Here is a 25841-nt window from a genome sequence, read left to right as displayed (position 1 = left end):
TCACACCCACCGACGAAGCAGGTACTTCTCCACCAGCACGAGAACGCCGTTGGTGACGGTGCCGAGCACAGCCAACAGCACGATCGAGAGGAGGATGCGGTCGACCCGACCGCTGTTCTGAGAGTCCGTGAGCAGGAAGCCGAGACCCATCGACGACGCGATGAGCTCGGCGGCGACCAGGAACAGCCAGGCCTGGGCCAGGGCGAGGCGGAGTCCGGAGACGACCGATGGCACGACCGCGGGCAGCTGCACGATGCGGAACAGCGACCAGCCGCGCAGGCTGAACGAGCGTCCGGCCTCGACGAGCTGCGGATCGACGTGCCGGAGCGCGGAGGCGACCGTGGTGTAGACGGGGAAGAACGCCCCGATCGCGATGAGCGTGACCTTGGACTCCTCCCCGATCTGCATCCAGAGGATCAACAGCGGCACCCAGGCCAGCGACGGCACGGCACGGATGGCGGCGAGCGTCGGGCTGAGCAGCACGTCGCCCAACCGGGACAACCCCACCACTCCCGCCGCGGCGAGGCCGATCACGGAACCGATCGCGAATCCGAGCAGCACGCGCTGTACGGAGATGGCGATGTGGGTCCAGAGCTGACCGCTCTCCGCGAGCTCGGCACCGGCTTGGAAGACCGAGGCGGGCGTGGGCAGGCGGTAGGGCGGGATCAGCCCGTTCGTCGTGACGACCTGCCAGACGATCAGGATGATCGCCGGGAGCAGGAGTCCGGCGATGATGCGGACGAGGGGTGTATCCCAGGTGCGCCGAGCAGCGGCATCCGACCGTCGGAGGCCGCCTCGCGCGACGTCGAGCGCGTCTCGCGAGTCTGCGGGCACGATCACACGCTGGTCGAGTTCACTCACTCGCCGCCGACCGCCTTCTCGGCGAAGGTCGCGTTCACGATCGAGGAGAGCGCCTTGTCGACCGAGTCCTTGCCACCCTGCACGTCGCCGGACTCCACGAGCACGGGGGCGATCTTCTCGAGAACCGCGATCTGGTCGTCTCCGGGGACGCCGCTCACGTCGAGGTTCGAGCGCTCCTCGATCACCGTGGTGGCGACGCCGATGTCGATGCCGGCGACGTCGGCGAGAAGTGCCGCGGTCTCTTCGGGGTTCTCCAGCGCCCATTCCCGTGCCTGCTCGTAGGCGTCGACGACCGCCTGCGCGAGGTCGGGGTGGTTCGTGATGAAGTCTTCAGTCGCGTTGAGGAAGCCGTAGGTGTTGAAGTCGACGTTGCGGTAGATGAGCTTGTCCCCCGACTCCGCCTCGGCTGCGGCCATGATCGGGTCGAGGCCCGACCATGCGTCGACCGAACCGCCGTCGAGAGCGGCGCGGCCGTCGGCGTGCTGCAGGTTCTGCACCTCGACGTCCGAGAGCGAAAGCCCGCCCTCTTCGAGCGCCTGCAGCAGGAAGAAGTACGGATCGGTGCCCTTGGTGGCGGCGACGGAGGCCCCCTTGAGGTCTTCGATCGAGGTGATGTCGCTGTCCGGGCCGACGACGATGGCGGCCCACTCCGGCTGCGAGAAGATGTCGATCACCTGGATGGGCGATCCGTTGGCACGGGCCAGGAGCGCCGCGGACCCCGCGGTCGATCCGACATCGACCGAGCCGGAGCGCAGCAGTTCGTTCGCCTTGTTCGAGCCGGCGGACTGCACCCACTCGACCGTGACCTCGTCGCCGAGGATGTCTTCGAGGATGCCCTGGTCGCGGATCACGAGACTCAGCGGGTTGTACGTCGCGAAGTCGATCGACAGCGTGTCGGACGACCACTCGGTCGTCCCGGACGTCGGCTCTGCGTCGGTGGCGGCGGCGTTCTCACCCGCGACACAACCGGTGGCGACGAGCATCATCGTTCCGGCGATGGCGATCGCGGGGATGATTCGGCGGGTGGTGATGCTCATCGGGTCTCCTCGGCGGTGCGGTGGTGGGTGTCGACGCCGAGACCTTCGAGGAGGTCGGCGCGCAGGTCGGCGAGACCGCGATCGGCACGGTCTCGAGGGCGGGTGCCCGGCACGGTGATCGTGCGGGCGATCGAGGACTCGTCGCCACCGGCTTCACCCAGCGTGCGCAACAGCAGGACACGGTCGGCGAGGTAGAGTGCTTCCTCCACATCGTGCGTGACGAGGAGGACCGTGGTCGGCTCCGCCGCGTGGATCTTCAACAGCAGATCGTGCATGCGCAGGCGCGTCAATGCGTCGAGCGCTCCGAATGGCTCATCGAGCAGGAGCACGCCGGGGTTCCGGGCGAGAGCTCTGGCGAGAGATGCGCGCTGCGCCATGCCGCCGGACACCTCGCGCGGACGCTGATCGGCTGCGTGATCGAGGCCGACCAGCTGCAGCAGCTCGCGGACGCGTTCACGACCGGGGCGGCGCGCGGTGCCCCGCGGGAGGCCGAGTTCGACGTTCTGTGCGATCGTGCGCCACGGGAGCAGACGAGGCTCCTGGAAGGCGACGGCCGTGCGCTCGTCGACGTCGGCGACGGGTGTGTCATCGAGTCGGATGCTGCCCCGTGTCGGCGCGTCCAGACCGCCGACGAGGCGGAGCAGGGTCGACTTCCCGCATCCCGACGGCCCGACGACGGCTACGATCTCGCCGGCGGCGATGTCGACGTCGACTCCCCGCAGCACATCGCGGCGCCCGTGTGGCAGAGGAAACGATCGTTCGATGCCGTCGAGCCGAACGGCCTGCGCCGTGCCCGCCGCCGTCGAGGCATCGGCGGTGCGCGGCGCGGGCAGCAGGGTGGTCATACGCCCATGCTGGCCGAGCTGATCGATTGTTACGAATGCCGTCGTAACGTTGCGTCACGCGCGGGATTCCGTGGTGCGGACATGCGAAACGGGCCGCCACGCCCGCCCGAAGGCGAGGTGACGACCCGTTTCAGAATGCTGCTTAAGCGTTGCCGCCCGAGAGCTTCTCGCGCAGAGCGGCGAGAGCCTCGTCGTCCGCGAGGGTGCCGGCGCCGGCAGCCTCGCTGGTGAAGGTCTGACCACCGAAGTCGTCTCCGGCCGCAGCCTCGGCCTCGGCCGCCTTGACGACCTGAGCCTTGTGCGCCTCCCAGCGAGCCTGGGCTGCAGCGTACTCCTGCTCCCATGCCTCGCGCTGGGCGTCGAAGCCTTCCTTCCACGCACCGGTCTCGGCGTCGAAGCCCTCCGGGTACTTGTACTCGCCGTTCTCGTCGTACTCGGCGAGCATGCCGTACAGGGCCGGGTCGAACTCGGTGCCGTTGGGGTCGACCGACTCGTTGGCCTGCTTCAGCGACAGCGAGATGCGACGACGCTCGAGGTCGATGTCGATGACCTTGACGAAGACCTCTTCGCCGACCGACACGACCTGCTCAGCAAGCTCGACGTGCTTGCTGGAGAGCTCGGAGATGTGGACGAGGCCCTCGATGCCGTCTGCGACGCGAACGAACGCACCGAACGGAACGAGCTTGGTGACCTTACCCGGCGTGACCTGTCCGATCGCGTGGGTACGGGCGAAGACCTGCCACGGGTCCTCCTGCGTCGCCTTCAGCGACAGGGAGACGCGCTCGCGGTCGAGGTCGACCTCGAGGATCTCGACGGTGACCTCCTGGCCCACCTCGACGACCTCGGAGGCGTGCTCGATGTGCTTCCAGGACAGCTCGGAGACGTGCACGAGGCCGTCCACGCCGCCCAGGTCGACGAACGCACCGAAGTTGACGATCGACGAGACGACACCCTTGCGGACCTGACCCTTGTGCAGGTTGTTCAGGAACGTGGTGCGCGACTCCGACTGCGTCTGCTCGAGCAGCGCACGGCGGCTCAGGACGACGTTGTTGCGGTTCTTGTCGAGCTCGAGGATCTTGGCCTCGATCTCCTGGCCGAGGTACGGCGTGAGGTCGCGGACGCGGCGCAGCTCGATGAGCGAGGCCGGCAGGAAGCCACGGAGGCCGATGTCGACGATGAGTCCACCCTTGACGACCTCGATGACCGTGCCGGTGACGACGCCGTCGTTCTCCTTGATCTTCTCGACGTCTCCCCAGGCACGCTCGTACTGTGCGCGCTTCTTGGAGAGGATCAGACGGCCTTCCTTGTCCTCCTTCTGGAGAACGAGGGCCTCGACCAGATCGCCGACGGCGACGACCTCGTTGGGGTCGACGTCGTGCTTGATCGAGAGCTCGCGCGAGGGGATGACGCCCTCGGTCTTGTAGCCGACATCGAGGAGGACCTCATCGCGGTCGATCTTGACGATCGTGCCTTCGATGATGTCGCCGTCGTTGAAGAACTTCAGGGTCTTCTCGACCGCGGCCAGGAAGTCCTCAGCAGATCCGATGTCGTTGATGGCGACCTGCTTGGTGGCCGGGGCGGTCGTTGCGGTAGTCATGTAGTGGGTTGTCCTTGTTGAATGGAGACTCGGGCTGCGAGGCAACGACCGCGCACGGCCGACTGCATGCTTCACAGCAGTTGGATTTTGGTTTTCTCGTCACGAGGGCACGCGCATGCACGCCACGAGTGACGATTAAGGCTATCAGAAGTTCTGATACTGCAGGAGTCGGATTCCGACGAGCGTGGACCTGTGGATAACTCCCGCGGCGCTCCCGCGCTCCCAGCTACCGTGACGGGGTGATCTCGCCGACCCGTCTCCCTGCCACATCCCGTCGCTTCGGCGCCCTCACGATGACCGCGGTCGTCGTGATGCTCGCGGGCTGCGCGCCGACCCCGGCCCCGACGCCCACGCCGACCGCAGCCTTCGCCTCGGAAGAAGAGGCCTTCGCTGCCGCAGAGGAGACTTTCCGCCAGTACACGGCTGCGACCAACGGAACCGATCTCACGGATCCAAACTCATTTGCACCCGTTTTCGACTGGCTACTGGGAGACGCACTATCGGCAGCCCGCGAAAACTACAGCCAGTTTCATGCAGCGGGGATCACTCGACGCGGCTCCTCCACCTTCGACACCTTCACACCAATCAAGTATTCCGAGGCGGTAGTTACAGCGCATGTCTGCCTTGACATCGCAGAGGTCGAGCTGTTCAACGCAGACGGCACCTCCGCAGTCCCCCCTGATCGACCGTCGCGTCAGGCCATCGAGGTGTTGTTCACGCCAGCGAAGACCGACACTAAGTTCGCGATCTCATCTACCACTCCGACAGAGAGCCTTCAGTGCGCTTGATGTCACCCGCCGCTGCCGTGTACTTGGTGCTCGCAGTCAGCGTCATCCGCATTGGAACACCTGACGTACCGCCACCTCAAGCAGGTTTCGATGGGGCTTGGGCATCGACCAGCGAGCACACGGTTGTAATCACCGGTACCCAGACCCAGCCCTCCTCCGGCACCCCGCATAACAACACCCCGGGCAGAGACTCCCCGTCTACCCCGACATCTCCGGTCTTCCCGGTGCACGAGTTCGACTTCGATTCGTGTCTCGACGACTGGAACAGCTCCCGCAGCTGCTTTCGCGCCACGGCCGACGAGGAACCGACGCCACCCCCGCCACCGGGAACGACTGAGCCGGCGGCCCCGGCGATCACGATCGGTGATCTCGCACAGTTCGCTCCCGACCCGGTCGCGAACGTCGGCGAGCCAGACAACATCGGCGTGGCCGGGATGCCGACGAACTTCGTCGCAGCGGCGTCAGCGCACACGCGCTCGGGGACCCTCTTCAGCGCTCCCCTGTCGGTGCGGTTCACGCCTGTCGGATACGAGTTCGTGCACGGCGACGGCACCTCAGCGACCTCGAGCACCGGTGGACAGACCTGGGCGGCGCTCGGGCAAGCGCCGTTCACCCCGACCGCGACGAGCCACGTCTATCGAGAGCGCGGCAGCTACCAGGCGCACGTCACCGTCCGCTACGCCGCGGAGGTCGACCTCGGCGACGGCTGGTTCCCCGTCACGGGCGAACTCACGATCCCCGGTCCGGCACGCGAGATACGCATCTTCGAGGCGCACACCGCACTCGTGGCCTTCACCTGCGAGCAGCGGCCATCGGCACCAGGCTGCTGAGTGACCTCCCGAGCAGGTCTAGCGCACGACCGTCACGTCGACCGGGGCCCCGTCCGCATCGACGTACCCGTCGAGCGTCAGTTCCGCGTCCTCACCGATTCCCTCAGCCGGCACGAACGTGATCTGCGGAACCAGATCCATCGTGCAGACCTCGTTCCCGCTCGCCTCCAGCCGAACGATCGCCTCTTTCTCGCTGACCACATCGACGGTTCCGGCCACCGGCATGCAGGTCGACGACCCCCAGGTGAGGATCGCGAGTTCCTGCTCGTCGATCCATGCCGCTGCGGGTGTCTGCTCAGGCATCCGATCGGCCGGGATGACCTCTCCTGCCGCGAGGCCGGGCAGCGTCAGCTCGGTGGTCAACCCACCGGGGTCCGTCACCGTCAACTCGACCGATCGTGAGGAATCGAACGCAGCGGGCAGCCCGACGTACATTCCGTGCGCGGTCTGCACTGCCGCGCACACCTCATCCGTGGTGTCGACGAGCACGATCTCGAGCGACTGGTCCCCGGCGACGATGTCCCCGATCTGCGGCGCGCACGCGTCGCCCCACGTCTTCAGCACGAACGACGTCGCATCGAGCCACGCCGCCTGCGGTGCGTACGACGTGTCGGAGGCGTCCGGATCGGAGGTCGATTCCGGAACCGGACCCGTCCCCGCCGAGGTCGCGCATCCGGTCAACACCGCAGCGAGCGCCATCCCGCCCACGACGAGGGACGAGAACCTGCGAAGAGAAGCTGTCATACCGGTGAGTGTCGTACCCGAGCGGATCGTCTCACCCTCCGACCCACGACGACCGGTCGGCGTCGCATGCCCGTGGCAGACTGTGCTCGTGACCGATCGCCTCATGCTGCTCGACACCGCCAGCCTCTACTTCCGCGCCTTCTACGGCGTCCCCGACAAGGTGACGGCACCGGATGGCTCGCCGATCAACGCGGCGCGCGGTCTGCTCGACATCATCGCCAAGCTCGTCGCGCTCTACGAACCCACCCACGTCATCGCGTGTTGGGATGACGACTGGCGCCCGCAGTGGCGCGTCGACCTCATCCCCAGCTACAAGACGCACCGCGTCGTCGAGGTCGTCGCGAGCGGACCTGACATCGAAGAGGTCCCCGACCCCCTCGAAGCGCAGATCCCGCTCATCCGCGAGACGCTCGCGGCGATCGGGATCCCGATCATCGGGGTGGCAGAGCACGAGGCCGACGACGTCATCGGCACGCTCGCGACCGACGCGACGATGCCGGTCGACATCGTCACCGGAGACCGCGACCTGTTCCAGCTCGTCGACGACTCCCGCGATGTGCGGGTCATCTACACCGCGCGCGGCATGAGCAACCTCGAGATCGTGACCGATGCGACGGTGGTCGCCAAGTACGGGGTGCTTCCCTCGCAGTATGCCGACTTCGCCACGATGCGCGGCGACGCCTCAGACGGTCTTCCCGGTGTGGCCGGCGTCGGCGAGAAGACCGCCGCGACGCTGCTGCAGACTCACGCCGATCTCGAGGGCATCCGCGCCGCCGCCGAGGCCGGAGAAGGCATGAGCGCCGGGGTGCGGGCGAAGGTGCTCGCCGCATCTGCCTACCTCGACGTCGCCCCGACCGTGGTCGCGGTCGCGACCACGCTCCCCATCACGGCGCCAGACCTCCCGCTGCGGGTGCTCGACCCTTCGGAGGTCGACGCGGCGACGGCTCTCGCCGAGAAGTGGAACCTCGGCGGCTCGATGACGCGCGCGGTGGCGGCGGTGTCCAAGGCCGCCCTCGCGGCCGGCTGACCACCGAGCACCCAACCGCAGCTGCGTCTACTCCGCCCAGGCGAGCAGCCGCGAGAGCCCCCAGGTCGTGACGATCCGGGAGGCGGGAATGCCCGCTCGCTCGGCTCGCTCTGCACCATGATCCAGCAGTGAGAGCTGGCCGGGAGCGTGCGCGTCCGAGTCGATGGAGAACAGGCATCCGGCGTCCAGCGCGATCGCGATCAGTTCGTCCGGCGGGTCCTGGCGCTCGGGACGCGAATTGATCTCGACCGCCACGCCGTTGTCCGCGCACGCGGCGAAGACCGCCGCCGCGTCGAACGCCGAGGGCGGACGCGTCCCTCGCTCCCCCTGTACCAGTCGACCCGTGCAGTGTCCGAGCACGTTCACCCTCGGGTGCGACACCGCCGCGATCATACGTGCGGTCATCGGACGCGAGTCCATGCGCAACTTCGAATGCACCGACGCCACGACGATGTCCAGCTCTCCGAGCAGAGCATCCTCCTGGTCGAGAGCGCCGTCTTCGAGGATGTCGACCTCGATGCCGGCGAGGAGGGTGAAGCCGCCGCCGGACTCCGCACGCACCAGAGGCATCTGCTCGCGCAACCGTTCGGCCGAGAGCCCTCTGGCCACACGAAGACGGGGTGAGTGGTCGGTGATCGCCTGATACTCGTGGCCCAACGCGCGCGCTGCCGCAGCCATGACCGGGATGGGAGTCGCGCCGTCGGACCAGTCGGTGTGCGCGTGCAGGTCGCCACGGAGCTTCGTGCGCAGCACCGAGACCCGCTCGGGTTCGACATCACCACGTAGTTCGACGAGGTAGTCCGGCACCTGCCCGGTCTGCGCCTGGCGGATCACCGCGAAGGTCGACTCTCCGATGCCCTTCGCCGCCCGAAGGCGCGTGGGATCGGCACGAACGTCATCCGGAAGGTCCTGAAGCGTCGCAGCCGCCTGACGAAAGGCCTTCGCTCGATACCGTGACGCCCGCTCGCGTTCCAACAGAGAGGCGATCTCCAGCAGCGCGTCGACGGGGTCCACGGTTACTCCTTCGGGGTGGCCAGCTCCCGGCTGACCGAGATCCACTGGTCGAGCTTGGCCAGGGCACGACCGTCGTCCACCGCCGCCGATGCCTTGTCGTATCCCTCGCGCAGGCGTTCCAGGATCGGACGCTGCACCTGGGTGGCATCCTGTGAGAGCTCGAACGCGACGATGCCTGCTGCGGCATTGAGCAGCACGATGTCGCGCACGGCTCCGCTCTCCCCCGCCAGAGTGCGCCGCAGCACCTCCGCATTGTGCTGCGGCGATCCGCCGATCAGGTCGGCCAGGTCGGCGAGCGGGATGTCGAGGTCGCGGGGGTCCAGGTCGTGCTCGTGGATGTCCCCGCGGGTGACCTCCCAGATGCGGCTGTGACCGGTCGTGGTGAGCTCGTCGAGTCCATCGTCGCCGCGGAACACCAGTGCGGTCGCGCCTCGGGTGCGGAAGACGCCGGTGATGAGCGGGACGCGCTCGATCTGCGCGACACCGACCGCGTTCGCCTCGGCGCGTGCCGGGTTGCACAGCGGCCCGAGCATGTTGAAAACGGTGGGGACGCCGAGTTCGGCGCGGACCGGCCCCGCGTGCTTGAAGCCGGGATGGAACGCGCCGGCCCACGCGAACGTGATGCCGGTGCGGTCGAGGATGGATGCGACGGCGGCGGGATCGAGCGATAGCTCCAGTCCCAGCGCTCCGAGTACGTCGGAGGATCCCGACGCGGAGCTGGCAGCGCGATTGCCGTGCTTGACCACGGGAACTCCGGTGGCGCCGATGATGATCGCCGCCGTGGTCGAGACGTTCACCGTACCGACGCGGTCACCGCCCGTTCCGACGATGTCGAGCACGTCGGGAGAAACAGGAAGAGGTACAGCCGCCTCGAGGATCGCGTCGCGGAAGCCGACGATCTCGTCGATCGTCTCCCCCTTGGCGCGAAGCGCGACGAGGAATCCGGCAAGCTGCGCCTCGGTGACGCTCCCCTGCATGATCTGACGCATGGCCCAGGTGGACTCCCACACGCTGAGATCGCGACGCTCCAGCAGAGAGGTGAGCACGTCGGACCAGGTCAGGGAATCAGCCATGTGTGCGATCCTATCGGCGCAGAGAAAACATGCAGATGCTTCCGAACGCACGTGCACTCCGCGCCCACCCCCTGTTTCCCGCGGATTCACCGGGTATTCGCAGTGTTTTCTTAGGGTCCCCTAAGTCACCGAGCGGCAATTCGAGGGCTGTCGGTGCAAGAATCACGCCCGCGGATCGGCCATAATGGAGGGGTGACGACCTCAGCGACGTATGCCCCGGCGGCGAGAACGATTAAGCGGCCCAACCCGGTAGCTGTCGGCACCATTGTGTGGCTCGGCAGTGAGGTGATGTTCTTCGCGGGACTCTTCGCGATCTACTTCACCCTCCGCAGCACCTCTCCGGAGCTGTGGGCGGCCCGGACCGAGCTGCTGAACGTCCCGTTCGCCGCAGTGAACACTGCGATCCTCGTGCTCTCCTCGTTCACGTGCCAGATGGGCGTGTTCGCGGCAGAGGACCTGCAGCCCTACAAGATCGGCAAGGGACAGAAGAACGGCGCCGGCCGCCGTCGCCTGTTCGGCTGGGGAATGGTCGAGTGGTTCTTCCTCACCTTCGCCCTCGGCGCGATCTTCGTCTCCGGCCAGGTCTGGGAGTACGCACAGCTGGTCGCTGAGGGCATGCCCATCAGCGCCGACTCGTACGCCTCTGCGTTCTACCTGACGACCGGCTTCCACGCCCTGCACGTCACCGGTGGACTGGTCGCGTTCCTGCTCGTCATCGGACGTGCATACGCCGTCAAGAACTTCCGGCACAAGGAGGCGACCTCCTCGATCGTGGTGTCCTACTACTGGCACTTCGTCGACGTCGTCTGGATCGTGCTGTTCCTCGTTATCTACTTCCTGAAATAAGAGCGGAGCTGATCCCCGAGATGGCACGAGAGAAGAAGCGCCGTTCCAGCGGTCGTCGCAGCCCTTTGGCGGCGGCCGCGCTCATCGGAGCAGGCCTCATGATCACCGGCGCCGTGTACGCCGGAGCGTCCGCCGCGTTCGCCGCGTCCGACACCCAGTCGGCTGCGACCTCGCAGCTGACCGTCGAAGACGGCAAGAAGCTGTTCACGGCCAACTGCGCCACCTGCCACGGCCTCGACCTGCAGGGAACCGCCAACGGCCCGAGCCTCTACGGCGTGGGTGAGCTGGCGACCGAGTTCCAGCTGTCGACCGGCCGCATGCCGCTGCAGATGCAGGGTCCCCAGGCACCTCAGAAGGCACCGCAGTTCACCGAGGACCAGATCCTCGCGATCTCGTCCTTCGTCCAGTCCGAGGCTCCCGGCCCGACGTTCCCGTCGGACCACATCCTCGACGGCAAGGGTGACGTCTCCAACGGCGCCGAGCTGTTCCGCGTCAACTGCGCGATGTGCCACAACGTGGCCGCCGCGGGTGGCGCGCTCACCGAGGGCAAGTACGCCCCCGGACTCAGCGAGACCAGTGCGCTGCACATGTACGCCGCCATGGTCACCGGCCCGCAGAACATGCCGGTCTTCGGCGACATGAACCTGTCCGACGAGGACAAGCGCGACATCATCTCGGCGCTGCTCTTCCAGCAGCAGTCCGTGCAGATCGGCGGATTCTCGCTGGGCTCGCTCGGTCCGGTCTCCGAGGGCCTGTTCGTGTGGATCTTCGGTATCGGCGCGCTCGTCGCCGTCACCGTGTGGATCACGGCGAAGTCCAACTGACGCTTAATCATCGAAGAGGAACGTACGAGGAGCACCATGGCACACGACGACGACTCGCAGGCTCTTGACAGGGCCTACCAGCCCTCTCCGGGGCTGGGTGTCGCAGTCAGCGATCCCGTGCAGAACCCCGGGCTTCCGCCGCACCGCGAGCGGATGACCGACAAGGACCCGCGCGCTGAGAAGGCCGCTGTCCGCACTGTCTACACGCTGTTCTATCTCTCGCTCGCCGGCAGCATCTGGGCGGTCGCCGCCTACATGCTGTTCCCGATCGAGAGCGGCGCGCTCATCGACATCCGGCAGAACAACCTCTTCATCGGTCTCGGCATCGCCCTCGCGCTGCTGGCCCTCGGCATCGGTGCGATCCACTGGTCCAAGGCGCTCATGTCCGATAAGGAGTTCATCGAACACCGCCACCCCACCCGCGGCAAGGACTCCACGCGTGAGGCGGCCATCAAGGCCTTCTCCGACGCGAATGAAGAGTCGGGCTTCGGTCGTCGCTCGATGATCCGCAACTCGCTGTTCGCCGCGATCGTCGCCTCGATCATCCCCGGTGTGACGCTGTTCCGTGGCCTGGCGCCGCACTCCACCCCGGACGACCCCACCGCGGGCGACCCGGTCGTGCTGCTCAAGCACACGATGTGGGAAGAGGGCGCACGCCTGGTGCGCGATCCCGACGGCACCCCGATCCGCGCCGCTGACGTCACCCTCGGTTCCGCGTTCCACGTGATCCCGGAAGAACTCGCCACCCTCAGCCACAGCGACGGCTACCTCGAGGAGAAGGCCAAGGCCATCGTGCTGATGATGCGCCTGCGCCCCGAGCAGTTGATCGAGGCCGAGGACCGCAAGGACTGGTCCTACGACGGCATCGTCGCCTACTCCAAGGTCTGCACGCACGTCGGATGCCCTGTGGCTCTGTACGAGCAGCAGACCCACCACCTGCTGTGCCCGTGTCACCAGTCGCAGTTCGACGTCACGGACCACGCAAAGGTCATCTTCGGCCCGGCGGCTCGTCCGCTGCCGCAGCTGCCCATCACCGTCGATGACGAGGGCTACCTGGTCGCACGCAGCGACTTCAAGGAACCCGTCGGCCCGAGCTTCTGGGAGCGCCATTGAGCACCGCAACGCTGTCCAAAGAGGACAAGGACACCAAGGCGCCGCTCGGCGGTCGCTTCGTCGGTGCCGCGTCGAACTACATCGATGAGCGCACCAGCCTCTCCGGCTTCGTCAAGGAGCTCGGTCGCAAGATCTTCCCCGACCACTGGTCGTTCATGCTCGGCGAGATCGCGCTGTGGAGCTTCGTCGTCGTGTTCCTCTCCGGAACCTTCCTGACGTTCTTCTTCCAGGCGTCCATGGTCGAGACCCACTACACCGGCGCCTACGCTCCGATGCGGGGTATCGAGATGTCCGCGGCGCTCGAGTCGTCGCTGCACATCTCCTTCGACCTGCGCGGTGGTCTCCTGGTCCGCCAGATCCACCACTGGGCCGCGCTCGTGTTCATCGCCGGCATCGGCGTGCACATGCTCCGCGTGTTCTTCACGGGCGCCTTCCGCAAGCCCCGCGAGCTCAACTGGGTGATCGGCTTCATCCTCTTCATCCTCGCGATGGCCGAGGGCTTCACCGGCTACTCGCTTCCCGACGACCTGCTGTCGGGCAACGGTCTGCGCATCATCGACGGCATGATCAAGGGTCTCCCCCTGATCGGAACCTGGACCTCGTTCCTCCTCTTCGGTGGCGAGTTCCCGGGTACCGACATCGTCGGACGTCTGTACACGCTGCACATCCTGCTGCTGCCGATGCTGGTCATCGCGCTGATCGTGGTGCACCTGATGCTCATGATCATCAACAAGCACACGCAGTTCGCCGGCCCGGGCCGCACGAACGACAACGTCGTGGGTTACCCGATGATGCCGGTCTACATGTCGAAGATGGGTGGCTACCTGTTCATCGTCTTCGGCACCATCGTGCTGATCGCGACGTTCTTCCAGATCAACCCGATCTGGAACTACGGCCCGTACGACCCGTCCCCCGTCTCCGCCGGTACCCAGCCCGACTGGTACATCGGCTTCGCTGACGGCGCCCTGCGTCTGGCACCGTCGAACTGGGACATCGTGTTCCTCGACCACACCTGGTCGTTCGGCATCATCGCCCCGGTTCTGGTTCTCGGCCTGTTCATCGTCGCCGTCGCGATCTACCCCTTCATCGAGGCGTGGGTCACCGGCGACAAGCGCGAGCACCACATCGCTCAGCGCCCGCGCAACGCCGCGACGCGCACCGCGATCGGTGTGGCCGGCGTGATCTTCTACGCCGTCCTCTGGGCTGCGGCATCGTCCGACCTCATCGCGACGCACTTCATGCTCACGATGGAAGGCGTCATCCACACGCTGCAGGCGCTGCTCTTCCTCGGCCCGATCCTCGGTTACTTCGTCACCAAGCGCATCTGCATCGCGCTGCAGAAGAAGGACCGTGAGATCGTGCTGCACGGCTTCGAATCCGGCCGCATCGTGCGCCTCCCCGGTGGCGAGTTCATCGAGGTGCACCAGCCCGTCGACAAGTACGACCGCTGGAAGCTCATCGACGTCGACACCTACGAGCCTCTCGTCGTGCGACCGAACGACAAGGGCCGCATCCCGTGGACGGAGAACCTCCGTTCCTCGATCTCCCGTTGGTTCTTCGAGGACCGCCTCGCCCCGCTCACGCAGGCCGAAGTCGAGGCAGCGGATGCTCACCAGCACCACGTCACGGCTCACAACGACGAGACCGAGGCCGCAGAGATCCAGGGCGCTCACGAGCGTGCGGGATTCCCTGACGCCCCGCTCACGGTCGATGAGACCCACGTCGACGAGACTCCGAACACGCCGAGCACGGTCATCGCGACCGAGCCGGTGAAGAAGCCTCGCAAGAAGTCGGAGGATGGCGAGTAGTCGCCACTCCCCCACTGATGAAGGCCTCGTCCATTCGGACGGGGCCTTCATCGTTAATCCCCGAATGAGAGGATCGAACCATGTCATCCGCCGTCCAGCTGATCCGCGCCGCCGCCCTCGCCGACGCTCCCTATGCCTACGCCGCGACCGCACCGGCCGGCTCACGCCTGATCTTCCTCGCCGGCGCGTGCCCGCTGAATGACGACGGCACGACCGCAGCACCCGGCGACTATGCCGCTCAGGCCGCCAAGTGCGTCGAGACGCTCAAGGGAGCGCTCGACGTCGCCGGCGCCACCATCACCGACGTCATCAGCACCCGGGTGCTCGTGGCCTCCTCCGCCCAGGCCGACCTCGTCACGGCCTGGGACGTCATCCATGCCGCTTTCGGCTCGCACGACGTGCCCAGCACGCTCCTGGGAGTCACTGTGCTCGGCTACGACGACCAGCTCGTCGAGATCGAAGCGATCGCGGCTGTCGCCGACTGATCATGAACGTCTCCGTGCGACCGACCTCTCCCGACGACGACGCGGTGACCGAGCAGATCGAGGTCGCCGCCGATGCTCTCCTGATCGAACGTTTCGGCGCAGCCGATTGGCCTCCCCCGACGCCCGCTCACGAACGCGCATCGACGCCGGGCTTCGTCCTCGTGGCCGAGCACATCGACTGCGCGACGACGAGACCGCTCGTCGTCGGCTTCGTGCATGTCTTGGAGTTCGACGGGCACGCCCATCTCGAACAGCTCTCGGTCCTTCCGTCATTCGGACGCCGCGGCATCGGTCGTGAGCTCGTCGCGGCCGCACTCGTGGAGTCACGCCACCGGGGTCATACCGAAGTCACCCTCCGCACATACCTCGACGTGCCCTGGAACGCGCCCTTCTACGCGTCCTGCGGCTTCGTCGTGAGTGAGCCGCGCACGCCGCTGCTCCAAAAGCTGGTCGACGTCGAGTCAGCGCTGGGGCTCTTCGAGCACGGACCGCGCGTGCAGATGACGGCATTGCTCTGATCGCTACGCTGCTTCGGTCGACGGCCACACCACGTTCGGCCACATACAGTCCTCGTTGGCGGCATCCCCCGCTTCGGCGTTGACCGCAATCCGTCGCGGTGCGACAGGAATCCGCTGGGTGGCTCGCGTCTGCGCTCCCTAGGCTGAAGTCATGATCGATCGCGCCGACTTCTACGCAGCCAAGTTGACCTATGAGACGGATCCCAGCGATGTCCACGCCGCGCTCCGAGCCGGAGCGGACATCGTCGTCATCGATGTCCGCTCCGACGAGGCATGGGCCCAGGGCCGAGTGGCCGGTGCCGTTCACATGCACTACAACGAGATCGCCTCGCGTGCCCCGACCGAGATCGCTGAGGGTACTGCCGTCGTGGTCTACTGCTGGAGTCCCGGCTGCAACGCCGGCGCGAAGGGCGCGCTCGAGTTCGCCCGTCTCGGATACACCGTGCGCGAGATGATCGGCGGCTTCGAATACTGGGTCCGCGAAGGGTACGCGGTAGAGGACGCCGATGGCGTCCATCACCGCCCCGTGGATCCGTTGACCGGCATCGCACGCGTCCGTACTCACGCCTGATCACGACTTTCCCGCGCACGAAGAAGGCCCCCGGAGGAATCCGGGGGCCTTCTTCTGCGGAACTGTATCAGCGGGCGAAGTTGCCGCGATAGTACTCGTACACCCAGCCGACGATCGCGACGACGAAGATCGCGAGACCGATCGGCAGAAGGAAGTGCCCGACCGCGAGACCCACGACGAAGATTCCGGCCGAGGCCGCGAGCACGATCGGCCACCAGGACCACGGGCTGAACTCGCCGAGCTCCGGGTCACCGTCATCGATGTCGGAGGTCAGGATGTCTTCGGGCAGCTCACCGCGCTGAGCCTTGTGGGTGCGATCGAGGTAGAACGCGATCATCGCTGCCATGAAGGCCGCGAAGAACAGGGCGACCGTGCCGACCCACTCGATCCGCATCGCGAAGTTCTCAGCCGGGGTGGCCAGGATGTGCCAGCCCGTGTAGACGACGCCCACGAGGGCGAAGAACGCGGTCAGGACCCACCAGAGAATGACGTTGTCGCGCATGACTTAGTGGGCCTCTCGCTCGCCGGGAGCCGTCGTGGCGAACTCCGCGGCCTCCGGGTGATTCAGGTCGAATGCAGGACGCTCGCTGCGGATGCGCGGGATCGACGTGAAGTTGTGACGCGGCGGCGGGCACGATGTCGCCCACTCGAGCGATCCGCCATAGCCCCACGGGTCGTTGACCGTGACCTTCGGCGCCTTGCGCGCCGTGATCCAGACGTTCAGGAAGAACGGCAGCATCGAAGCGCCGAGGATGATCGCACCGATCGTCGAGACCTGGTTCTGCCAGGTCCAGCCATCTGCCTCCGAGTAGTCGGCGTAACGACGCACCATGCCGTCGACGCCCAGCCAGTGCTGGATGAGGAAGGTCATGTGGAAACCGATGAACAGCAACCAGAAGTGCACGTAGCCGAGACGCTCGTTCAGCATGCGTCCCGTCCACTTGGGCCACCAGAAGTAGAAGCCGGCGAACATGGCGAACACCACGGTTCCGAACACCACGTAGTGGAAGTGGGCGACGACGAAGTACGAGTCGGAGAGAGCGAAGTCCAGCGGCGGAGCCGCGAGGATGACGCCGGTCAGACCACCGAAGACGAACGACACGAGGAAGCCGAGGGCGAAGACCATCGGGGTCTCGAAGGTGACCGAACCTCGCCAGAGGGTACCGATCCAGTTGAAGATCTTCACACCCGTCGGCACGGCGATCAGCATGGTCATCAGCGCGAAGAACGGCAGCAGGACCGAGCCCGTCACGTACATGTGGTGAGCCCACACCGCGACCGAGAGAGCGGCGATGGCGATCGTCGCGTAGACGAGGGTCTTGTATCCGAAGATCGGCTTGCGGCTGAAGACCGGGAAGATCTCGGAGACGATGCCGAAGAACGGCAGCGCGATGATGTACACCTCGGGGTGACCGAAGAACCAGAACAGGTGCTGCCAGAGCAGGACACCGCCGTTGGCCGGGTCGTAGATGTGAGCACCGAGGATGCGGTCGGCTGCGGCAGCGAAGATGGCGGCCGCGAGCACAGGGAACGCCATCAGGATCAGGAGGCTCGTGATGAGCGTGTTCCAGGAGAAGATCGGCATGCGCCACATCGTCATACCGGGGGCGCGCATCGTGATGATCGTCGTGATGAAGTTGACGGCACCGAGGATCGTTCCGAAACCGGAGATGCCGAGACCGACCATCCAGAGGTTTCCACCGGCACCCGGCGAGAACGATGCCCCTGCCAACGGCTGGTAGGCGAACCAGCCGAACGATGCCGCACCCTGCGGGGTGAGGAAGCCGGCGACAGCGATCGTCGATCCGAAGAGGAAGAGCCAGAAGGCGAAAGCGTTCAGACGCGGGAAGGCGACGTCAGGAGCACCGATCTGCAGCGGGAGGATGGCGTTGGCGAAGCCAGCGAACAGCGGCGTCGCGAACATCAGCAGCATGATCGTGCCGTGCATCGTGAAGAGCTGGTTGTACTGCTCCTTGGTCGGGATGATCTGCATGCCCGGCGCGAACAGCTCGGCACGGATGACGAGCGCCATCACACCGCCGAGGAGGAAGAACATCACGGACGCGATCAGGTACATGTACCCGATGGTCTTGTGGTCGGTGGAGGTGATCCACTTGACGACGATGTTGCCCTTCTGCTCGACGCGCGAGGAGCTCATGAGAGCGGCCTGACGTGCGGGCAGAGTGCTGGGACGCGAGCGGGGAGACTCGTCGGTACGGGGAGCTTCTGTGGTCGACATGGCTTACTCCCCTCCTTCCTCGGTGTCGGTCTTCGGGGTTGTCCCCGGGAAGTTCGAGAGACGGTCGTAGGCACCGGTGATGTCGCCGGTGTTGCCCTGCTCCTCGAGCGACGCGAGGTACGAGTCGTACTCGCTCTGCGAGACGACCTTCACGTTGAAGAGCATCATCGAGTGGTACTCGCCACAGAGCTCGGCGCACTTGCCGGCGTACTCGCCCTCACGAGTCGGGATGAAGGACCAGGAGTTGTCCTTCCCGATGAACATGTCCTTCTTGTACAGGAAGTCGATGATCCAGAAGGAGTGGATGACGTCACGCGACTGAAGGTTGATCGTCACCTTCTTGTCGACCGGCAGCACCAGCGTCGGCAGCTGCGCCTGGTCGATGTTGCCGTCCTTGTCGGGCTGAGCCTGGATGCCCATGGTCCACACGGCGTCGGAGTTGTCCTTCTCGTCACCGTCGTACTGGAAGTCCCACGCCCACTGCTTCGCGATGGCGGTGATCTCGACGTCGGGGTCGTCCCACTTGGCTTCGATCTCGGACTGATCGCGAGCGGTGAAGAAGAACATTCCCAGCACGAGGATGAGCGGCACGATCGTGTAGAAGATCTCGATCGGCATGTTGTAGCGCATCTGCACCGGCAGGCCGGTCTGGCCCTTGCGACGGCGGTAAGCGATCGCTGCCCAGGCCATCAGGCCCCAGGTGATGATTCCGACCGCGAGAAGCACGATCCAGGAGTTGACCCAGAGCGACGAGACACGCTCGGTCTGGTTGGTGGCGGCAGGACCGCCCTCCACGAAGCCCGGAAGAAAGCCGTTCAGCTCGGTGGGAGAGCATCCCGCCAGGGCCAAGGCTGCCGCAACTCCCACAGGGAGGGCGGCCCAACGAAGGCTGCGTTTCGAGGGCACGATGCACCTTTCAGATCGCGAACAGAGCACACCCAAGTCTAGGGCAACCTCACACCTGATTCATGCCATCCACGCAGGTTGTAGAACCAGAACGGCCGCCGTCACCAGTGGTGACGGCGGCCGAGCAGGTGGAGCGAAGATCAGTGGAAGCTGTCACCGCAGGCGCAGCTGCCCGCCGCGTTGGGGTTGTCGATCGTGAACCCCTGCTCGGAGATCGTGTCCTTGAAGTCGATCGCCGCGCCGTCGAGGTACGGGACGCTCATGTTGTCGATGATCACCTCGACGCCGTCGAAGTCGACGGTCTCGTCGCCCTCCAGGTAGCGCTCGTCGAAGTAGAGCTGGTAGATGAGGCCGGAGCATCCGCCGGGCTGCACGGCGACGCGCAGTCGCAGATCGTCGCGGCCTTCCTGCTCGAGGAGGTTCTTCACCTTCGTGGCGGCAGCGTCGGTCAGGGTGACGCCGTGTGCGCGGGTGGTCTCTGGGGAGAGTGTGGTGTCGCTCATGTCGCTCCTTGTGACGGGCCGCAGGTGCACGGCTTCTCGGACGATTCTACCGCCGCAGATCCTGTGCGGCTCAGAGTTCCGCCGCATTCATCCGCGCGAGCAGCAGCGCCTCGGTCGCAACCGCATGACGGAAGGTGTCGAGGTGCAGCGATTCGTTCGGGCTGTGTGCGCGCGAATGCGGGTCTTCGACACCGGTCACCAGGATCTGCGCGGCCGGGAACTCCCGCACCAGATCGGCGATGAAGGGGATCGATCCGCCGACACCCAGATCGACCGGAGGCACTCCGTAGCCGTCACGCATGGCGTCACGGGTCAGGGCGACGGCCCAGCCGCTCGTGTCAACGAGGAAGCCGTCGCCGAGGTCGACATCCGAGAACGCGAGCTCGGCCCCGAACGGGGCGTGCGCACGGAGGTGGCTCTCGAGGGCGTCGTACGCGTACTGACCGGTCTGCCCCGGAGCGACGCGAGCGCTGATGACGACAGTGACCTCGGGGAGCAGCGTGTTGGATGCCGCGGCCACGCTCGTGGCGTCGATCCCGATCACCGTGACCGACGGCTTGTTCCAGATGCGGCTGAGGATCGTGCCATCGCCGATCGGGGTGGTGCCCGGCAGGAGCCCGGCCTCGTCGCGGAGCGTCGCCTCGGTGTAGTCCGGAGTGGGCGCATCGCGCTCCGTCATGCCGTCGACGGCCACCGAGCCGTCGGCGTTCCACAACGTGGACAGCAGCGTGACGGTCGCCATCATGGCATCGGGCACCGCACCGCCGAACATCCCCGAGTGCGAGGCGTGATCCAGGGTGCGCACACGCATCGTGAAGCGTGCATTGCCGCGGAGGGAGACGGTGAGTCCGGGGGTCACGGAATCCCAGTTGCCGGAGTCGGCCACCACGATCGCGTCGGCGCGCAACGCATCCTTGTTGTCGGAGAGGAACTGGGCGAACGAACGGGACCCGTACTCCTCTTCCCCCTCGATGAACATCGCGATGCCGAGGTCGAGGTCGTCACCGAGCACCTCGCTCACCGCACGGATCGAGGCGATGTGCGACATGATCCCGGCCTTGTCGTCGGCTGCTCCACGTCCGTAGAGACGCCCATCGCGCACCGTCGGCTCGAACGGCGGAGTCTCCCACAGGGCGTCATCCCCGGGAGGCTGCACATCGTGGTGCGCATAGAGAAGGATCGTGGGCTTGCCGTTGCGCGCGGCGCGGGTGGCGAGGACGGCCGGCTGCCCCTGCTCGTCGGTGCCCGGAATCGCGGCGCGGAGCACCCGCACCTCGTCGAAGACTCCGATCCCGGAGGCCAGAGCCGCCACGGCTTCCGCGCTTCGCTCCAACTGGCTCTGATCGAACGCGGGCCAGGCCATCCCCGGAATGCGCACGAGGTGGCCGAGATCCGACAGCGCTGAAGGGATTCCGGTCGCCACCGCCTCGAGGACGGCGGCATCGGACTCACGGGGAGGAACAGGAGAGGTCATGCGAGTAATCTTAAGGTGATCCCCCGCCGGCGAACCGAGGAACTCCGTGTCCACTACCCCTACCTCCCCTTCCACGAACGACGACGCCCCCGAGACGACTGCCGTCGGCAAGGGGCGCGCGACGCCGACCCGTGCGGAGCAGGAGGCAGCTCGACGCCGCCCCCTGGTCGCCAACACCAAGGAGGCGAAGGCGGCCGCGAAGGCAGACCTCAACGAGCGTCGCGCCCGCGCACAGGCGGGCATGGCCGCCGGCGAGGAGAAGTACCTCCCCGTTCGCGACAAGGGCCCGCAGCGCCGCTGGGTACGCGACTACGTGGATGCCGGTTGGCACCCGGCCGAGTTCGTGATGGGCGTCATGGTGCTGGTCATCCTCGCCTCGCTCGTCCCGGCGAACACCGTCATCTCGTTCTACGCCTACATCGTGATGATGGGGTATCTCGTGATCGCGATCGGCGGCATGGTCCTGCTCGGCATGCGGGTCAAGCGCAAGGCGGCGGCGAAGTTCGGCAAGGAGCGCCTCGAGCGCGGCCTCGGCTGGTACGCCGCGATGCGCGCGCTGCAGATGCGCTTCATGCGTCTGCCGAAGCCGCAGGTCAAGCGCGGCCAGTACCCCGACTGAGCAGTCCCCTGTTGATCTCGCGGCCCCAGAACGGACCGCGGTACAGGAAAGCGGTGTAGCCCTGCACGAGGGTCGCACCCGCGTCGAGACGTTCCTGTACATCGGATGGCGTCTCCACTCCCCCGACCGCGATCACGCAGAAGTCAGAAGGAACGGCTTCACGCACGACGCGCAGCACTTCGAGCGAACGCTTCTTCAACGGCGCGCCGGACAGGCCCCCCGCTCCCGCCGCCTCGACCGTGGCGTCATCCGTCAGCAGTCCGTCCCGACTGATCGTGGTGTTGTGGGCGATGATTCCGGCAAGCCCCTCGTCGACCGCCATCTGCGCGATCGACGTGATCTCTTCGTCGGAGAGGTCCGGGGCGATCTTGACGAGCAGCGGCGTGGCACCCGAGGCCTCGCGCACGGCACGCAGCAGCGGCGCGAGCGTCTCGACGGCCTGCAGCCCACGCAGGCCTGGGGTGTTCGGCGACGACACGTTCACAGCCAGGTAGTCGGCGAGCGGAGCGAGACGTGTCGCCGAGGCCACGTAGTCGGCCGTCGCATCCTCGACCTCGACCACCCGGCTCTTGCCGATGTTGACGCCGATGATCGTGTCGGGAGCACCGCGACGCAGGCGCGCGAGGCGACGTGCCGCCGCGTCCGCTCCCGCGTTGTTGAAGCCCATGCGATTGATCACGGCACGGTCGGCGATGAGACGGAAAAGCCGAGGCTTCGGGTTGCCATCCTGGGGTATCGCCGTGACAGTGCCGACTTCGACGTGCCCGAAGCCGAGAGCCGCGAGCCCTCGCACGCCCACCGCGTTCTTGTCGAAACCGGCGGCCACGCCGAACGGCGACGGGAATGTGAGACCGAGCGCCTCCACGCGCAACGACGGGTCAGGACGTGTGATCGCACGAGTCGCCCACGAGAACGGGGGCGCGCCGAGTACACGGATCACCGCCATGCCGGCGTGGTGGGCGAACTCGGGATCGAAGCGCGAGAGGACAGCGCGGAAGAGCAGCGGATACATCCCTGCCAGATTACCGGTCCTCGGACTCCCGCTTCGTGTGGTCGGCGCGCAGATCGGTGATTGCGGCCTCGAAGTCCTCGAGGGAGTCGAACGCCTGATAGACGCTGGCGAAACGCAGGAACGCGACCTCATCGAGTTCACGCAGCGGGCCGAGGATCGCGAGACCGATCTCGTTGGTGTCGAGCTGCGAGACACCGGTCTGCCGCACCGCCTCTTCCACGCGTTGAGCGAGCACGGCGAGGTCGCCCTCTGTGACCGGCCGCCCCTGACAGGCTTTCCGCACGCCCGTGATGACCTTCTCGCGGCTGAAGGGCTCCATCACGCCGGAGCGCTTGATCACGTTGAGGCTCGCGGTCTCGGTCGTGGTGAAGCGGCCGCCGCACTCCGGGCACTGTCGACGACGCCTGATCGAGAGCCCGTCGTCGCTGGTGCGTGAATCGATGACGCGGGAGTCGGGGTGTCGACAGAAGGGGCAGTGCATCTGACCGATCCTACGCGGTGAAACGGGCCTCGATCGCTTCACCGTGTGCGGGGAGCACTTCGGTGTCGGCGAGGGCGACGACTCCGGCACGCACTGCAGCCAGCGCTGCCCTGTCGTAGGAGATCACCTGCTGCGGACGGAGGAACGTGTACGCCCCGAGCCCCGGGGCATAGCGCGCCTGTCCCCCGGTCGGCAGCACGTGATTGCTGCCTGCCATGTAGTCGCCGAGGCTGACCGGTGTCTGGTCCCCGACGAACACGGCGCCGGCGCTGGTGAAGTCCGCGGCGGCCTCCTCGGCGTCCACGAGGTGCAGTTCGAGGTGCTCCGGCGCGTAGGCGTTGCTGAAGGCCGTGGCCATCGCCCTATCGTCCACGAGGACGATGGCGGACTGCGGCCCCGAGAGAGCGGCAGCGACACGTGCGCTGTGTCGGGTGTTCGCGGCGATGCGCTCGACCTCGACGGCGACCTGTTCGGCGAGCTCGGCCGCATCGGTGACCAGCACCGCGGACGCCTGCTCATCGTGCTCGGCCTGGCTCACGAGATCAGCGGCGATGAGACGCGGATCGGCGTGGGAGTCCGCGACGACGAGGATCTCGGTCGCCCCGGCCTCCGAATCGGTGCCGACGACCCCGGCGACCGCACGCTTCGCTGACGCGACGTAGTTGTTGCCGGGGCCGGAAACGACATCCACGGGATCGAGACCCAGTGACGGCACACCGTGCGCCAGGGCGCCGATCGCCCCGGCACCACCCATCGCATACACCTCGGTCACCCCCAGCAGCGCGGCCGCTGCGAGGATGGTCGGGTGGATCCGACCGTCCTGGTCAGCTTGCGGCGGCGATGCCAGCGCGATCTGCTCGACCCCGGCGATCTGCGCAGGGACGACGTTCATGATCACGCTCGACGGGTACACGGCCTTGCCGCCGGGGATGTAGACCCCCACGCGGTGCACCGGCTGCCAACGCTGCGTGATGACGGCCCCTTCTCCGATCCGGGTCACCTGGGTCGCAGGAACCTGCGCGGCGGAGGCCAGTCGTACCCGGCGGATCGCCTCCTCGAGCGCGCTCCTGACCTCGGGGGCGAGTTCAGCGAGCGCCGTCGTGATGTGCGCGGCGGGCACACGCACGGCGTGGCCGGTGACCGCGTCGAATCGTTCGGCCTGCTCGCGGAGAGCGACTTCGCCGCGATCGCGCACGTCTTCGACGATACGCACAGCGGTGTCGAGTGCTTCCGCGCGTGCCTGGGTGGCCCGGGGTACGGCGGCGAGCATGCCGGCGGGCGAGAGCTCGCGCCCTCGCAGATCGATGGTGCGCATTTCAGCCCTTCGTGATGTCGGAGATGTCGTGGAGGTAGCCGATCCGTCCGTCATCATGTCGGACGACGAACGCACCCCCACGGTCTTCGATCACGAGAGCCCAGGCGCTCGGGCCGATGCGGAAGAGCGGTTCACCGCGTTCGTCGTGCACGTCGCGCTCGGAGGGAGCGAGGATCCAGAATGGCTGAGCGGCGGGAACCGTCTCGCGAGGATTCGTCTCCTCGACGTCGGCATCCGAGACGCTTTCCCGAGCCAGCGGCACCGGCTCATCCCCGATGACATCGGTCTCGTACGTCGCCGCTGTCTCCAGGAGCGACTCGATGCTCCCGGTGTCCGAGACGATCTCGGGTTCCTGACCACGAGAACGACGCGAATAGGCGGGCACGTACTCCTCGTCGGAGGTCTCCTGCTCGGTACCGATGCCGCCGCCCGAGGCGTGGGCCGTGAGCGGTACCTGCTCGGCCAGGTCGAATCGGGCGATCTCGTCGGTGGCCTGCCGGCCGGAGGGCTCGACATCGAGTTGAACGACGATCGGAGGCGCAACCGCACCCTCGACGTTGGCATCTGTCCGGCTGTCGTCCGGCGCATCTGACTCGTCCAAGGATGCGGACGGGTCGGGTCCAGCGGCCGCTCCCTCCGCCGACTCTTCAGCGGAGTCCGCGGCCGGCACGGGCTCAGGGCGCGGCCTCGCGATCACGGGACGCACCGGGTTCGCGTTGCGGTGCGCGAGAGTCACCAGGCGACCGTGGAAGTCTTCCTTCAGCCCCGGGATGATCGGCGCGAACACCGTGAGGACGACGAGCGCCAGAGACGTGATGACCATGGCCACCCCGTTCCACGGGAGGCTCCAGGTTCCACCGGCCGCCAGTGCGGAGATCGCGAGCCAGAGACTGCCTGCCCAGACCACCGCCGACACGGAGAAGGCGACCGAGGCGAACTGATCGATGCCGAGCGAACCGACCCGGCGGATGCCGTCGGGCGAGAATCGGCGCAGCACCAGCAGGAAGACGGCGACGGTCGGGAGCGCGACCGGGAGGACCCACTGGATGCCGACGCCCCACAGCGAGAGATCGCCGATCAGCGGGAAGAAGGAGAACACGAAGGACAGCAGCCAGACGCCCACGATCAGCAGCTCGCGCAACGTGAAGCCGAGGATGCCGAACTCGGGCGTGACCTCTTCGTCGTAGAGGACGCCGTCATCGTCGCCGAAAACCAGGTCCTCGGTTTCCGATTCGGGGAGATCCGTGCTCATGCGTGGTCCTTTCGTCACAGGGCTCGACGGGTGGATTCGTCGTGCTGCCGACGGCTCAC

27 protein-coding genes are annotated in these 25841 nt (G+C 66.6%); 11 read left to right on the top strand and 16 right to left on the bottom strand.

Annotation, left to right across the window (positions count from 1 at the left end; translation table 11 throughout):
* The 4 genes from ACIQLD_RS00610 to rpsA form a co-directional block, all read right to left on the bottom strand.
* Positions 1-861 (bottom strand): ABC transporter permease, encoded by an 861-nt coding sequence (locus ACIQLD_RS00610; protein ID WP_402603855.1) that lies wholly within the window; start codon positions 859-861, stop codon positions 1-3.
* Entirely contained in the window at positions 858-1898 is a 1041-nt protein-coding gene (locus tag ACIQLD_RS00605) for an aliphatic sulfonate ABC transporter substrate-binding protein (RefSeq protein ID WP_402603852.1), read from the bottom strand. The genes ACIQLD_RS00610 and ACIQLD_RS00605 overlap by 4 nt, the downstream gene beginning before the upstream one ends.
* Positions 1895-2743, bottom strand: coding sequence for an ABC transporter ATP-binding protein (locus ACIQLD_RS00600; protein ID WP_402603849.1), 849 nt, complete (start codon positions 2741-2743; stop codon positions 1895-1897). Before ACIQLD_RS00600 ends, ACIQLD_RS00605 begins: the two co-directional genes overlap by 4 nt.
* A 142-nt stretch (positions 2744-2885) precedes the next feature.
* A complete protein-coding gene (rpsA, locus tag ACIQLD_RS00595) occupies positions 2886-4340 on the bottom strand; it encodes a 30S ribosomal protein S1 (RefSeq protein ID WP_021201539.1) in 1455 nt (484 codons plus the stop codon).
* 239 nt (positions 4341-4579) lie between these two features.
* Here rpsA and ACIQLD_RS00590 point away from each other — a divergent pair, with 239 nt between their 5' ends.
* Entirely contained in the window at positions 4580-5128 is a 549-nt protein-coding gene (locus ACIQLD_RS00590) for a hypothetical protein (RefSeq protein WP_402603846.1), read from the top strand.
* Positions 5129-5352: 224 nt separating this feature from the next.
* Complete coding sequence (locus ACIQLD_RS00585; RefSeq protein WP_402603844.1) at positions 5353-5958, top strand: hypothetical protein; 606 nt, start codon at positions 5353-5355, stop codon at positions 5956-5958.
* Positions 5959-5976: 18 nt separating this feature from the next.
* Here ACIQLD_RS00585 and ACIQLD_RS00580 read toward each other — a convergent pair whose 3' ends face one another.
* Positions 5977-6702: a hypothetical protein gene (locus ACIQLD_RS00580; RefSeq protein ID WP_402603842.1), complete on the bottom strand. Its 726-nt coding sequence runs from the start codon at positions 6700-6702 to the stop codon at positions 5977-5979.
* A gap of 88 nt (positions 6703-6790) precedes the next feature.
* Here ACIQLD_RS00580 and ACIQLD_RS00575 point away from each other — a divergent pair, with 88 nt between their 5' ends.
* The gene (locus ACIQLD_RS00575) at positions 6791-7729 is read left to right on the top strand and encodes a 5'-3' exonuclease H3TH domain-containing protein (RefSeq protein ID WP_402603840.1); all 939 of its coding nucleotides are present in this window, start codon (positions 6791-6793) and stop codon (positions 7727-7729) included.
* A gap of 27 nt (positions 7730-7756) precedes the next feature.
* On the opposite strand, the gene ACIQLD_RS00570 is transcribed toward ACIQLD_RS00575, so the two are convergent.
* Positions 7757-8743, bottom strand: coding sequence for a PHP domain-containing protein (locus tag ACIQLD_RS00570; RefSeq protein WP_402603838.1), 987 nt, complete (start codon positions 8741-8743; stop codon positions 7757-7759).
* A 2-nt stretch (positions 8744-8745) separates the two neighbouring features.
* Positions 8746-9816, bottom strand: a complete 1071-nt coding sequence (trpD, locus tag ACIQLD_RS00565) for an anthranilate phosphoribosyltransferase (protein WP_402603836.1) — start codon at positions 9814-9816, stop codon at positions 8746-8748.
* A 288-nt stretch (positions 9817-10104) separates the two neighbouring features.
* Here trpD and ACIQLD_RS00560 point away from each other — a divergent pair, with 288 nt between their 5' ends.
* The 7 genes from ACIQLD_RS00560 (at position 10105) to ACIQLD_RS00530 (ending at position 15981) form a co-directional block, all read left to right on the top strand.
* Positions 10105-10662, top strand: coding sequence for a heme-copper oxidase subunit III (locus ACIQLD_RS00560; RefSeq protein ID WP_208323613.1), 558 nt, complete (start codon positions 10105-10107; stop codon positions 10660-10662).
* A gap of 20 nt (positions 10663-10682) precedes the next feature.
* Positions 10683-11486 (top strand): c-type cytochrome, encoded by an 804-nt coding sequence (locus ACIQLD_RS00555; RefSeq protein WP_402603834.1) that lies wholly within the window; start codon positions 10683-10685, stop codon positions 11484-11486.
* A gap of 36 nt (positions 11487-11522) precedes the next feature.
* Positions 11523-12599 (top strand): ubiquinol-cytochrome c reductase iron-sulfur subunit, encoded by a 1077-nt coding sequence (locus tag ACIQLD_RS00550; protein WP_402603831.1) that lies wholly within the window; start codon positions 11523-11525, stop codon positions 12597-12599.
* Positions 12596-14407: a ubiquinol-cytochrome c reductase cytochrome b subunit gene (locus ACIQLD_RS00545; RefSeq protein WP_021201549.1), complete on the top strand. Its 1812-nt coding sequence runs from the start codon at positions 12596-12598 to the stop codon at positions 14405-14407. The genes ACIQLD_RS00550 and ACIQLD_RS00545 overlap by 4 nt, the downstream gene beginning before the upstream one ends.
* A gap of 80 nt (positions 14408-14487) precedes the next feature.
* Entirely contained in the window at positions 14488-14892 is a 405-nt protein-coding gene (locus tag ACIQLD_RS00540) for a RidA family protein (protein ID WP_402603828.1), read from the top strand.
* Positions 14893-14894: 2 nt separating this feature from the next.
* Positions 14895-15410 (top strand): GNAT family N-acetyltransferase, encoded by a 516-nt coding sequence (locus tag ACIQLD_RS00535; protein WP_402603826.1) that lies wholly within the window; start codon positions 14895-14897, stop codon positions 15408-15410.
* A 151-nt stretch (positions 15411-15561) separates the two neighbouring features.
* Positions 15562-15981: a rhodanese-like domain-containing protein gene (locus ACIQLD_RS00530; RefSeq protein ID WP_402603823.1), complete on the top strand. Its 420-nt coding sequence runs from the start codon at positions 15562-15564 to the stop codon at positions 15979-15981.
* A 67-nt stretch (positions 15982-16048) separates the two neighbouring features.
* On the opposite strand, the gene ACIQLD_RS00525 is transcribed toward ACIQLD_RS00530, so the two are convergent.
* The 5 genes from ACIQLD_RS00525 to ACIQLD_RS00505 all read right to left on the bottom strand — a co-directional run bounded on the left by ACIQLD_RS00525 (position 16049) and on the right by ACIQLD_RS00505 (position 21103).
* A complete protein-coding gene (locus ACIQLD_RS00525; RefSeq protein WP_402603820.1) occupies positions 16049-16483 on the bottom strand; it encodes a cytochrome c oxidase subunit 4 in 435 nt (144 codons plus the stop codon).
* Between the two features lie 3 nt (positions 16484-16486).
* The gene (ctaD, locus tag ACIQLD_RS00520; RefSeq protein WP_171011008.1) at positions 16487-18220 is read right to left on the bottom strand and encodes a cytochrome c oxidase subunit I; all 1734 of its coding nucleotides are present in this window, start codon (positions 18218-18220) and stop codon (positions 16487-16489) included.
* A 3-nt stretch (positions 18221-18223) separates the two neighbouring features.
* A complete protein-coding gene (coxB, locus tag ACIQLD_RS00515) occupies positions 18224-19126 on the bottom strand; it encodes a cytochrome c oxidase subunit II (RefSeq protein WP_402603817.1) in 903 nt (300 codons plus the stop codon).
* Between the two features lie 140 nt (positions 19127-19266).
* Positions 19267-19629: an iron-sulfur cluster insertion protein ErpA gene (gene erpA, locus ACIQLD_RS00510; protein ID WP_017830247.1), complete on the bottom strand. Its 363-nt coding sequence runs from the start codon at positions 19627-19629 to the stop codon at positions 19267-19269.
* A gap of 70 nt (positions 19630-19699) precedes the next feature.
* On the bottom strand, positions 19700-21103 hold the full coding sequence (locus tag ACIQLD_RS00505; protein ID WP_402603815.1) for a dipeptidase: 1404 nt from the start codon (positions 21101-21103) through the stop codon (positions 19700-19702).
* A gap of 46 nt (positions 21104-21149) precedes the next feature.
* Between ACIQLD_RS00505 and ACIQLD_RS00500 the strand changes: the two genes are divergently transcribed.
* The gene (locus ACIQLD_RS00500) at positions 21150-21722 is read left to right on the top strand and encodes a DUF3043 domain-containing protein (protein ID WP_402603813.1); all 573 of its coding nucleotides are present in this window, start codon (positions 21150-21152) and stop codon (positions 21720-21722) included.
* On the opposite strand, the gene ACIQLD_RS00495 is transcribed toward ACIQLD_RS00500, so the two are convergent.
* From ACIQLD_RS00495 to ACIQLD_RS00480, 4 genes are read right to left on the bottom strand one after another with little or no spacing between them, the layout of a single operon-like run.
* On the bottom strand, positions 21697-22734 hold the full coding sequence (locus tag ACIQLD_RS00495) for a quinone-dependent dihydroorotate dehydrogenase (RefSeq protein WP_402603811.1): 1038 nt from the start codon (positions 22732-22734) through the stop codon (positions 21697-21699). The genes ACIQLD_RS00500 and ACIQLD_RS00495 overlap by 26 nt on opposite strands.
* 10 nt (positions 22735-22744) lie before the next feature.
* Entirely contained in the window at positions 22745-23215 is a 471-nt protein-coding gene (nrdR, locus tag ACIQLD_RS00490) for a transcriptional regulator NrdR (protein ID WP_292769157.1), read from the bottom strand.
* 10 nt (positions 23216-23225) lie between these two features.
* Positions 23226-24530 (bottom strand): histidinol dehydrogenase, encoded by a 1305-nt coding sequence (hisD, locus tag ACIQLD_RS00485; protein WP_402603807.1) that lies wholly within the window; start codon positions 24528-24530, stop codon positions 23226-23228.
* Between the two features lies 1 nt (position 24531).
* A complete protein-coding gene (locus ACIQLD_RS00480; RefSeq protein ID WP_402603805.1) occupies positions 24532-25782 on the bottom strand; it encodes a hypothetical protein in 1251 nt (416 codons plus the stop codon).
* Between the last annotated feature and the right edge of the window lie 59 nt (positions 25783-25841).

The sequence above is a fragment of the Microbacterium sp. NPDC091662 genome (assembly GCF_044756705.1).
Classification (GTDB): Bacteria; Actinomycetota; Actinomycetes; order Actinomycetales; family Microbacteriaceae; genus Microbacterium.
The sequence above is the reverse complement of the archived record's forward strand: the minus strand, read 5'-3'. Positions and strand labels throughout refer to the sequence as shown.

What these genes read in the sequence shown, in the direction of transcription:
- ctaD (WP_171011008.1), bottom strand. Translation starts at nt 18,220, where the DNA reads ATGTCGACCACAGAAGCTCCCCGTACCGACGAGTCTCCCCGCTCGCGT.
- ACIQLD_RS00480 (WP_402603805.1), bottom strand. Translation starts at nt 25,782, where the DNA reads ATGAGCACGGATCTCCCCGAATCGGAAACCGAGGACCTGGTTTTCGGC.
- ACIQLD_RS00605 (WP_402603852.1), bottom strand. Translation starts at nt 1,898, where the DNA reads ATGAGCATCACCACCCGCCGAATCATCCCCGCGATCGCCATCGCCGGA.
- hisD (WP_402603807.1), bottom strand. Translation starts at nt 24,530, where the DNA reads ATGCGCACCATCGATCTGCGAGGGCGCGAGCTCTCGCCCGCCGGCATG.
- trpD (WP_402603836.1), bottom strand. Translation starts at nt 9,816, where the DNA reads ATGGCTGATTCCCTGACCTGGTCCGACGTGCTCACCTCTCTGCTGGAG.
- ACIQLD_RS00580 (WP_402603842.1), bottom strand. Translation starts at nt 6,702, where the DNA reads ATGACAGCTTCTCTTCGCAGGTTCTCGTCCCTCGTCGTGGGCGGGATG.
- ACIQLD_RS00550 (WP_402603831.1), top strand. Translation starts at nt 11,523, where the DNA reads ATGGCACACGACGACGACTCGCAGGCTCTTGACAGGGCCTACCAGCCC.
- ACIQLD_RS00600 (WP_402603849.1), bottom strand. Translation starts at nt 2,743, where the DNA reads ATGACCACCCTGCTGCCCGCGCCGCGCACCGCCGATGCCTCGACGGCG.
- ACIQLD_RS00540 (WP_402603828.1), top strand. Translation starts at nt 14,488, where the DNA reads ATGTCATCCGCCGTCCAGCTGATCCGCGCCGCCGCCCTCGCCGACGCT.
- ACIQLD_RS00535 (WP_402603826.1), top strand. Translation starts at nt 14,895, where the DNA reads ATGAACGTCTCCGTGCGACCGACCTCTCCCGACGACGACGCGGTGACC.
- erpA (WP_017830247.1), bottom strand. Translation starts at nt 19,629, where the DNA reads ATGAGCGACACCACACTCTCCCCAGAGACCACCCGCGCACACGGCGTC.
- ACIQLD_RS00560 (WP_208323613.1), top strand. Translation starts at nt 10,105, where the DNA reads ATGTTCTTCGCGGGACTCTTCGCGATCTACTTCACCCTCCGCAGCACC.
- ACIQLD_RS00495 (WP_402603811.1), bottom strand. Translation starts at nt 22,734, where the DNA reads ATGTATCCGCTGCTCTTCCGCGCTGTCCTCTCGCGCTTCGATCCCGAG.
- ACIQLD_RS00505 (WP_402603815.1), bottom strand. Translation starts at nt 21,103, where the DNA reads ATGACCTCTCCTGTTCCTCCCCGTGAGTCCGATGCCGCCGTCCTCGAG.
- ACIQLD_RS00555 (WP_402603834.1), top strand. Translation starts at nt 10,683, where the DNA reads ATGGCACGAGAGAAGAAGCGCCGTTCCAGCGGTCGTCGCAGCCCTTTG.
- ACIQLD_RS00530 (WP_402603823.1), top strand. Translation starts at nt 15,562, where the DNA reads ATGATCGATCGCGCCGACTTCTACGCAGCCAAGTTGACCTATGAGACG.
- ACIQLD_RS00525 (WP_402603820.1), bottom strand. Translation starts at nt 16,483, where the DNA reads ATGCGCGACAACGTCATTCTCTGGTGGGTCCTGACCGCGTTCTTCGCC.
- rpsA (WP_021201539.1), bottom strand. Translation starts at nt 4,340, where the DNA reads ATGACTACCGCAACGACCGCCCCGGCCACCAAGCAGGTCGCCATCAAC.
- nrdR (WP_292769157.1), bottom strand. Translation starts at nt 23,215, where the DNA reads ATGCACTGCCCCTTCTGTCGACACCCCGACTCCCGCGTCATCGATTCA.